Genomic DNA, 6915 nt, shown 5'->3' with positions numbered 1-6915 from the left:
TACCAACTGAGCTACCTAGCCGTACCTTCCAAAGGTCGAGGTACGCATTCTATTGAGGCACGGTGCTTTTGGCAAGACGTTCGGCCGGAGGCCCGGAGCAAAGAACGGAAAATACCGTTTTTGCGTGATGCCTGATTCCCTCCGGATGCTGCGTCGTTCAGCTTTCGCGCAGGCCGGGTTGGCGATAATCGGAAGCGTCGCCCGGAAAGGGATCCCGCCGGGCGCGCAAAAAACACCACCCACGCAGAAGGAGGCGTCTTCGCCATCATGACCACCCGTCTCAAGCAATTCGCCGCCGCGGCCTGCGCCGCGCTCGCGCTTCTCTCCGGAGCCGCCTCGGCCGATGAGCAGTCCGTGCGCGATCACCTCATGAAGAACACCGGTCTCAGGGCCGACAGCGTGAAGCCCGCGCCGATCGCGGGCCTCTGGGAGGTCTTCATCCAGGACCGGCTCTTCTACGTGGACGACGAGGTGCGCTACGTCTTCTCGGGCTCGATCATCGACACGAAGACGCAGACCAACCAGACGCAGCTGCGGCTCAAGGACTGGGCGCGCGAGAACTGGAAGCGCTGGCCGCGCGAAGACGCCGTGAAGCAGGTCTTCGGCAAGGGTACGCGCGAGGTGATCGTTTTCTCGGACGCGAACTGCACCTACTGCCGCGCGATGGAGCGCGTCTTCGAGCAGGTGGGCGACCTCACGGTCTACACCTTCGTCACGCCGATGATCCGCGGCGAGCAGAACAACCGCGAGATCGTCTGCGCGAAGAACCCCTCCAAGGCCTGGGCGGACTGGATGCGCAAGGGCATCACGCCGCCCGACGCCCCGGTGGACTGCGACGCCTCGGTGATGCAGCGCAACCTCTCGCTCGCGGGCCGCTACAACGTGACGGGCGCGCCCACGTTCTTCTTCCCCACGGGCGACCGCATGACGGGTGCGGTTTCGGCGTCGGATTTCGCCCAGATCCTCGACGAGCAGAAGACGGCGCGCTGAGGCACTACTTCACCTTCCTCGCGCCCGCGGGAATCACGTCTTCGGGCGTGAGGCCGGCGGGCACGAGCACCCAGGCCTTCACGCGGCTCTTCTGGCGGCCCGCGGCCGAACCGGCTTCATCGCCGAACCCCCAGAAGTAGTCGAAGCGCAGCACCCCCTTGATGGCTCCGCCCGTGTCCTGCGCGACCACGGGGCGCGTGAAGGAGAGCGCCGGCCGGTCCTGTTCGGTCGCGACGATGAAGGGCGTGCCGAGCCGCCAGCGCTTCGGGTCCACCGCGACGGAGGCGCCCGGGGTCAGGGCGACGCCCTGCGCGCCCACGGGGCCGAGCGCCGGGTCGCCCGAGCGCTCCTCAAAGAAGATGAAGCTCGGATTCTGTGCGAGCGCCTCCTTCACCTTCTCCGGATGGGCCTTCGCCCAGGCGCGGATGCGCTGCATGGAGAGTTCCGAGGGCTTGAGGCCTTCGTGCTGCACGAGCCAGCCGCTGATCGAGCGATACTTCCAGCCGTTCTGATCCGCGTAGCCCACGCGCATGAAGGAGCCGTCGGGGAGCTCGACCCGGCCCGAGCCCTGAATCTGCAGAAAGAAGACGTCCACGGGATCGTCGGCCCAGGCGATCGCCCAGCGCGCCATGTCGCCGCGCTCCTGAATGGCGCTGCGCCGGTCGTAGGGCACGACCCGGCGCCCCTCGAGCCGTCCGCGCAGCCGCAGCCCCTTGAGCTCCGGGTGTTGCTCGCCGAGGTCGATCACGAGCAGGTCGTCGGGCACGCCGTAGATCGGATGCGCGAAGCGTCCGGTCTTCACCCGGCTCCCCTTGAGGAGCGGCTCGTAGTAGCCCGTCATGAGGCCCGTGTCGGTGAGCGCGTTGCCGGCGGGCGCCTCGACGCGCCAGGGCGTGAAGGCGGTTCTGAAGAAGGTCTGCGCCGCGGCTGGATCGGCCGCGTCCGCCGCCCGGCAGGGCGCCGCCCAGGCGGGGTTGGCCGCGATGGTGCGGCAGGAGCGGCGGAAGGCCGAGAGCGCCTCGCTCCAGCCCCGGGCGTCCGCGTCGCCCGTCTCCTCCCAGCTCACGGCGGTGAAGGCGGTTTCGGGCACGGGCTTCTTCTCGGGCGGTCGCTCCACGGTCGTGCAGGCGGCGAGAAGCGCAAGGAGGGCGAGTGCGGCGGCGGTGCGCGGCCGCGGGAGCGTCTTTGGACGGGGTTGACGGAGGTCGGACATGAGCGGGAGGCCGAAGGCGTCTTCAAAAAAGTCTGAGCAGTCTAGTCCGAAGCACTCCTCCTGGCAGGCGCCCCGGGGCGCCCGGGCAGATATACTGAGGCCGTTTTTTCCCCGGGGCGCACCGCGCCCGTCCGAGACACCGCTTCGTCTGGAGACATTCATGCGAACCTGCCGCATCGCTCCGTCCATTCTTTCCGCCGACTTCGCCCGTCTGGGCGAGGAAGTCCGCGACGTCGCCCAGGCGGGCGCCGACTGGATCCACTTCGACGTGATGGACAACCACTACGTGCCGAACCTCACCGTCGGGCCGCTCGTCCTGAAGGCGATCCGCCCGCACGTCTCGATCCCGATCGACGTGCATCTGATGATCGAGCCGGTGGACGCGCTCATTCCGAGCTTCATCGACGCGGGCGCGGACATCATCACCTTTCACTGCGAGGCGACCCGGCACGTGGACCGCACGCTGCAGCTCATCCGCTCGGCCGGCCGCAAGGCGGGCCTCGTCTTCAACCCCGCTACCCCGCTCTCGTACCTCGACTACGAGCTCGACCGGATCGACGTCGTGCTCCTCATGAGCGTCAACCCGGGCTTCGGCGGGCAGAGCTTCATCGAGTCCACGATCGAGAAGCTCGCCGAAGTGCGCGCCCGGCTCGACGCGTACAAGGCCGCCACGGGGCGCGAGATCGCCCTCGAGGTGGACGGCGGCGTGAAGCCCGGCAACATCGCGCGCATCGCCGCGGCGGGCGCGGACACCTTCGTCGCGGGTTCGGCCGTCTTCGGCGCGGGTTCGCCCGAGGGCTACCGCGCGGTGATCCAAAGCATGAAGGATGCGGTCGCCGCCCTTGGAGAGTGTGAATGATCCGCCTCGCCTGCTTCGACCTTGACGGCACGCTCGTGAGCTCGCTCCCTGAGATCGCCGAGGGCGTGCGGCGGCTTGCGCGCGCGCACGGCCTCCCGGAGCCCGCCGACGAGGTGGTGGGCGTGATGATCGGCGGCGGCGTGCGGGTGCTGATCGAGCGCTTGATGAAGTGGTGGCGCGCCGCGGGCGCGCCCGTCGACGGGTTCTCGGAAGACGCGCTGCTGCGCAGCCTCGTCGAGGTCTGGTCGGAGATGGACGGCAGCCGCATCAGCGCCTACCCCGGCGCCTTCGAGGGCGTGCGGGCGCTGCGGAGCGCGGGCGTCGCCTGTTGGGTCGTGACGAACAAGGAGGAGCCCCTCGCACGGGTGTTCCTCGAGGGGCGGGGGCTCGCCGGCCTCTTCAACGGCGTGATCGGCGCGGGCGGCGCCGAACGTCCCAAGCCCGCGCCCGACATGATCGAGCGGGCCATGCGCGAGGCGGGCGTCGCGCCCGCCGAGTGCGTGATGGTCGGCGACAGCCGCAACGACGCGCTTGCCGCGCGCGCCGCGGGCGTGCGCGCCATGCTCGTCGAGACGGGCTACAACGAGGGCGTGTCGCTCGCCGCCTGGGCCGCCGCGGAGGACTTTCACGAAGTGCAGCCGGACGTCGCGCACGTGTGCGCTCAACTGATCAGGGAGCTCAAGCGATGAAGCGCGCTCTTGTTGCCGCATTTGCGGCTGTCCTCACGTTTTCGGCGGGCGCCGCATGGGCGGCCGCCCAGACCGAGTCGCCCACGTCCGAGGCCGTGACGGCCTGCTACGCCAAGGCGAAGGGAGACGACGCCGAGGCGAAGGGGCGCTGCCTCGAGATGGAGCTCGAGATGACCCAGGCGCAGTACAAGAACGTGACCGACCGCGTCGCGTCGCTCGCCAAGGCGCTCGACAAGGAGTCCGGGCGGCGCACGCTTTGGAACAAGTTCATTCTCGCCGGGCAGAGCTTCGAGACCTTCGTGAAGCGCGAGTGCGACTTCGTGGGCGACGCCACAAAGGGCGCCCGGCGCATCGAGCAGAACGCGGAGCTCTCCTGCCGGATCGGCTACTACCGCATCCGCACCAACATCCTCATGAACCGCCACCTCTCGCAGCAGCGCTACTGATGACGGCTAAGCCAGAATTCTCCACGGCGCGCCTCACCGGACGCTGGCGCGCCGCGGCCGACGCCTTTCTTGCCTCGCCGGGCGGCGCGGCGCTTCTCAAGCGCATCGCTGACGATCCCGCCGACGTCTTTCCGCCAACGCCCTTCCGAGCGCTCGAGCTCACGCCCTTCGAGTCCGTGCGGGCGGTGATCATCGGACAGGACCCCTATCACACGCCCGGCAAGGCCTGCGGCCTCGCCTTTTCGGTACCCCGCGGCGAGAAGCTTCCGCCCTCATTGCGCAACATCTTCAAGGTGGTCGCGGCGGGCGCTCCGGGAACGGCCCTGCGCACGTGCGGCGACCTTACGGACTGGGCGCGCGCGGGCGTGCTGCTCCTCAATCCCGTCCTCACGGTCGAGGCGGGCCGGCCGCTCTCGCACGCGGGTTGGGGGTGGGAGCCTTTCACATCCGGCGTGATCGAGGCCCTCTCGCGTGAACGCACGGGCCTCGTCTTCTTCCTCTGGGGACGGCCCGCGCAGAAGCTCCGCCCCCTCATCGACGAGTCGAAGCACTGCGTGCTCACGGCTTCGCACCCTTCGCCCCTCTCGGCCTCGCGCGGCGAGGACGCCTTTCTGCGTTCGCGGTGCTTCGCCGCGGCGAATGAATGGCTCGTCGGCCGCGGCGGGGCGCCTGTGCGCTGGGAGGGCGCTCCGGATCCCGTTCAGGAGCCGCTCTTCTGATCGAGCGGCACGATCCGGCGCGGCAGAAGCTCAAGGAACGCCGGGTCGGGTGCGGCCGCGAGGTCGAGCGTGCCTGAGAGGAGCCGCGGCCCGCGGAAGTAGTGAATCTCGACCCTGCGCCCCCGGGCGCGCTCGATTTGGCGCGCGAACCCTTCGGGCGTGGTGCGCTCCCCGGCCACGGCGATGATCTCGTCGCCCGCGAAGAGCCCGGCGGCGAAGGCGGGCGAGCGTGAGGGCACGTAGCCCGCGACGACGCGTCCGGCCTCGCGACGGCAGGTGATGCCGGCGATGCGCAGCGCCGCGGGCGCCTCCGGATCCGGTTCGCTCTTCAAGCCTTCGGCGGCGAGCGACGCCTCGACCTCCTTCACCCAGAAGCGCCGCCCGTCGCGTTCATGGACGAGCGTCGCGATGAGCGCACGCAGGTCGACGCCCGTCGTCTCCGCAATCACGTCGCCCAAGGCTCCGTCGGCGAGGCCCGGCCAGCGTCCGGCGGCGACGGCGCCCCGTACGCCGGCGAACCAGCGGGCGAGGAAGCCTTCAAGGGAGACGTCGCCGCCCGAGCGCTCGAGAAGCGCCCGGTTGATGATGAGCGCGGCGAGCGCGCCCTTGGTGTAGTAGGAGATCTGCGTGTAGGCGGAGTCCTCGGTCTGACGGTAGAGCTTCACCCAGGCGTTGAAGCTCGACTCGGCGAGCGACATGGCGTCGAACCCCTCGCGTCCGAGGGCGAAGTTCATCCGCTCGGCGAAGTGCCGCCGGTACGCCTCTTCGGAGATCACGCCCGCCCGGCGGGCGATGACGCTCTCGAAGTAGGACGTGAAGCCTTCGAAGATCCAGAGGTCGTGGGTGTAGGTCTCGCGCGAGAGGTCGTAGGGCAGAAAGGCCGCGGGCTTGAGGCGCTTCACGAGCCAGGCGTGGAAGTACTCGTGCGCGGCGAGCACGAGGAACTCGTCGTAGCGCTTCGGAGGTTCGGCCTCGCCCGCCGCGGGGAGCGTCTGCGGATCTTCGAGGAGCATCGTTCCGGCGGCGTGCTCAAGCCCGCCGTAGAGGCCCGGACCGAGATGCATCGCAAGCATGTAGCGCCGGAAGGGCGGCTTGGCCGCTTCGGGATCCCAGAAGGCGGCTGCGGTTTCGAAGATGCGCTTCAAATCCCGTCCGATGCGCTCCCGGTTGAGGCTCCCGGTTCCCGTGATCACGATATCGTGCGGCACGCCGCATGCCTCGAGCGTCCAGATCACGGTCCCCGCGCCCGATTCAGGCGTGAGGACGAAGGGCGAGTCGAACAGCTCGTCGAGCGAGCGGGCGCGCCAGACGGACTCCCCTTCGGCGGGGTCGAGCGCCGTGTGCACGCGCCAGCCCGGCGCCCGGAAAGCCACTTCGACATCGAGCGCCTCCGTGGTGCGGCCCGCCGGATGGAGGAGCACCGCGGGGGGATTGATGAAGCCCCGGTCGTGATCGAGCCAGGCGTCGTGGATGCCCGTCGAGAAGGCGAACGCACGCCAACGGATCTCGATCATGGAGGCGTCGGGCGCCTCCGTGAGATCGAGCATCCATTCGGCCTTGCCGATCTGCTCGAGCTCGAGAGGCTCGCCCGCACACCAGGCGCGCACCTCCGAGATGCGGCCCGAATACTCGCGCAGTACGTAGCTGCCCGGGGTCCACGTCGGCATGACGAGCCTTAGGCGCGGTGCCGCGGGCGCAGGAAGAGTGAGCGCGACGTCCCAGGCATGGTGCGCGGCGTCGGGCGTGATGGTGTAGCGGAGCATGAGCGTCCTCCGGGGTGGATGATGGGTTCGTCAAGTGTAGGGAGATCTCCTCAGCAGACTTCATCGAAAAATATTTTTCTCGAGGCCTTGACAAACCCTGCGAACCACGACATAATTCGCATCCTGCTTCCGAACGAAGCAGTAAACAAGTCCGGAGCGACGCGAACGAATCAAAAAATCTTCAAATCGCTCTTGACAAGAAGGAAAGACTTCTATAAGATTTCGATCCTTCGCTG

General features: G+C 68.6%; 7 protein-coding genes and 1 tRNA gene (1 of these 8 only partly in view). 5 read left to right on the top strand and 3 right to left on the bottom strand.

Going from position 1 to position 6915, the window contains the following annotated elements:
- Positions 1-21, bottom strand: a tRNA-Phe gene (locus tag ACT6Y9_RS03130); it reaches 155 nt to the left of the window's first position.
- A 246-nt stretch (positions 22-267) separates the two neighbouring features.
- On the opposite strand from ACT6Y9_RS03130, the gene ACT6Y9_RS03125 reads away from it, so the two are divergent.
- A complete protein-coding gene (locus ACT6Y9_RS03125; RefSeq protein ID WP_295480329.1) occupies positions 268-990 on the top strand; it encodes a DsbC family protein in 723 nt (240 codons plus the stop codon).
- 4 nt (positions 991-994) lie between these two features.
- On the opposite strand, the gene mltA is transcribed toward ACT6Y9_RS03125, so the two are convergent.
- A complete protein-coding gene (mltA, locus tag ACT6Y9_RS03120) occupies positions 995-2203 on the bottom strand; it encodes a murein transglycosylase A (RefSeq protein WP_443743481.1) in 1209 nt (402 codons plus the stop codon).
- 160 nt (positions 2204-2363) lie between these two features.
- Here mltA and rpe point away from each other — a divergent pair, with 160 nt between their 5' ends.
- From rpe to ung, 4 genes are read left to right on the top strand one after another with little or no spacing between them, the layout of a single operon-like run.
- On the top strand, positions 2364-3062 hold the full coding sequence (rpe, locus tag ACT6Y9_RS03115) for a ribulose-phosphate 3-epimerase (RefSeq protein WP_295480325.1): 699 nt from the start codon (positions 2364-2366) through the stop codon (positions 3060-3062).
- Positions 3059-3751: an HAD family hydrolase gene (locus tag ACT6Y9_RS03110; RefSeq protein ID WP_443743480.1), complete on the top strand. Its 693-nt coding sequence runs from the start codon at positions 3059-3061 to the stop codon at positions 3749-3751. Before rpe ends, ACT6Y9_RS03110 begins: the two co-directional genes overlap by 4 nt.
- The gene (locus ACT6Y9_RS03105; protein WP_443743479.1) at positions 3748-4197 is read left to right on the top strand and encodes a lysozyme inhibitor LprI family protein; all 450 of its coding nucleotides are present in this window, start codon (positions 3748-3750) and stop codon (positions 4195-4197) included. Before ACT6Y9_RS03110 ends, ACT6Y9_RS03105 begins: the two co-directional genes overlap by 4 nt.
- A complete protein-coding gene (gene ung / locus ACT6Y9_RS03100) occupies positions 4197-4916 on the top strand; it encodes a uracil-DNA glycosylase (RefSeq protein ID WP_295480319.1) in 720 nt (239 codons plus the stop codon). Before ACT6Y9_RS03105 ends, ung begins: the two co-directional genes overlap by 1 nt.
- Here ung and ACT6Y9_RS03095 read toward each other — a convergent pair.
- Positions 4898-6679 carry a M61 family metallopeptidase gene (locus ACT6Y9_RS03095; RefSeq protein ID WP_443743478.1) on the bottom strand — a complete coding sequence of 594 codons (1782 nt, stop codon included), beginning with the start codon at positions 6677-6679 and terminating at the stop codon, positions 4898-4900. The genes ung and ACT6Y9_RS03095 overlap by 19 nt on opposite strands.
- Positions 6680-6915 lie beyond the last annotated feature (236 nt).

It is taken from the genome of Sutterella sp. (genome assembly GCF_052272535.1).
Lineage (GTDB): Bacteria > Pseudomonadota > Gammaproteobacteria > Burkholderiales > Burkholderiaceae_F > Sutterella.
Note: the sequence above shows the minus strand (reverse complement) of the source record. Positions and strands in the feature narration are given on the sequence as shown.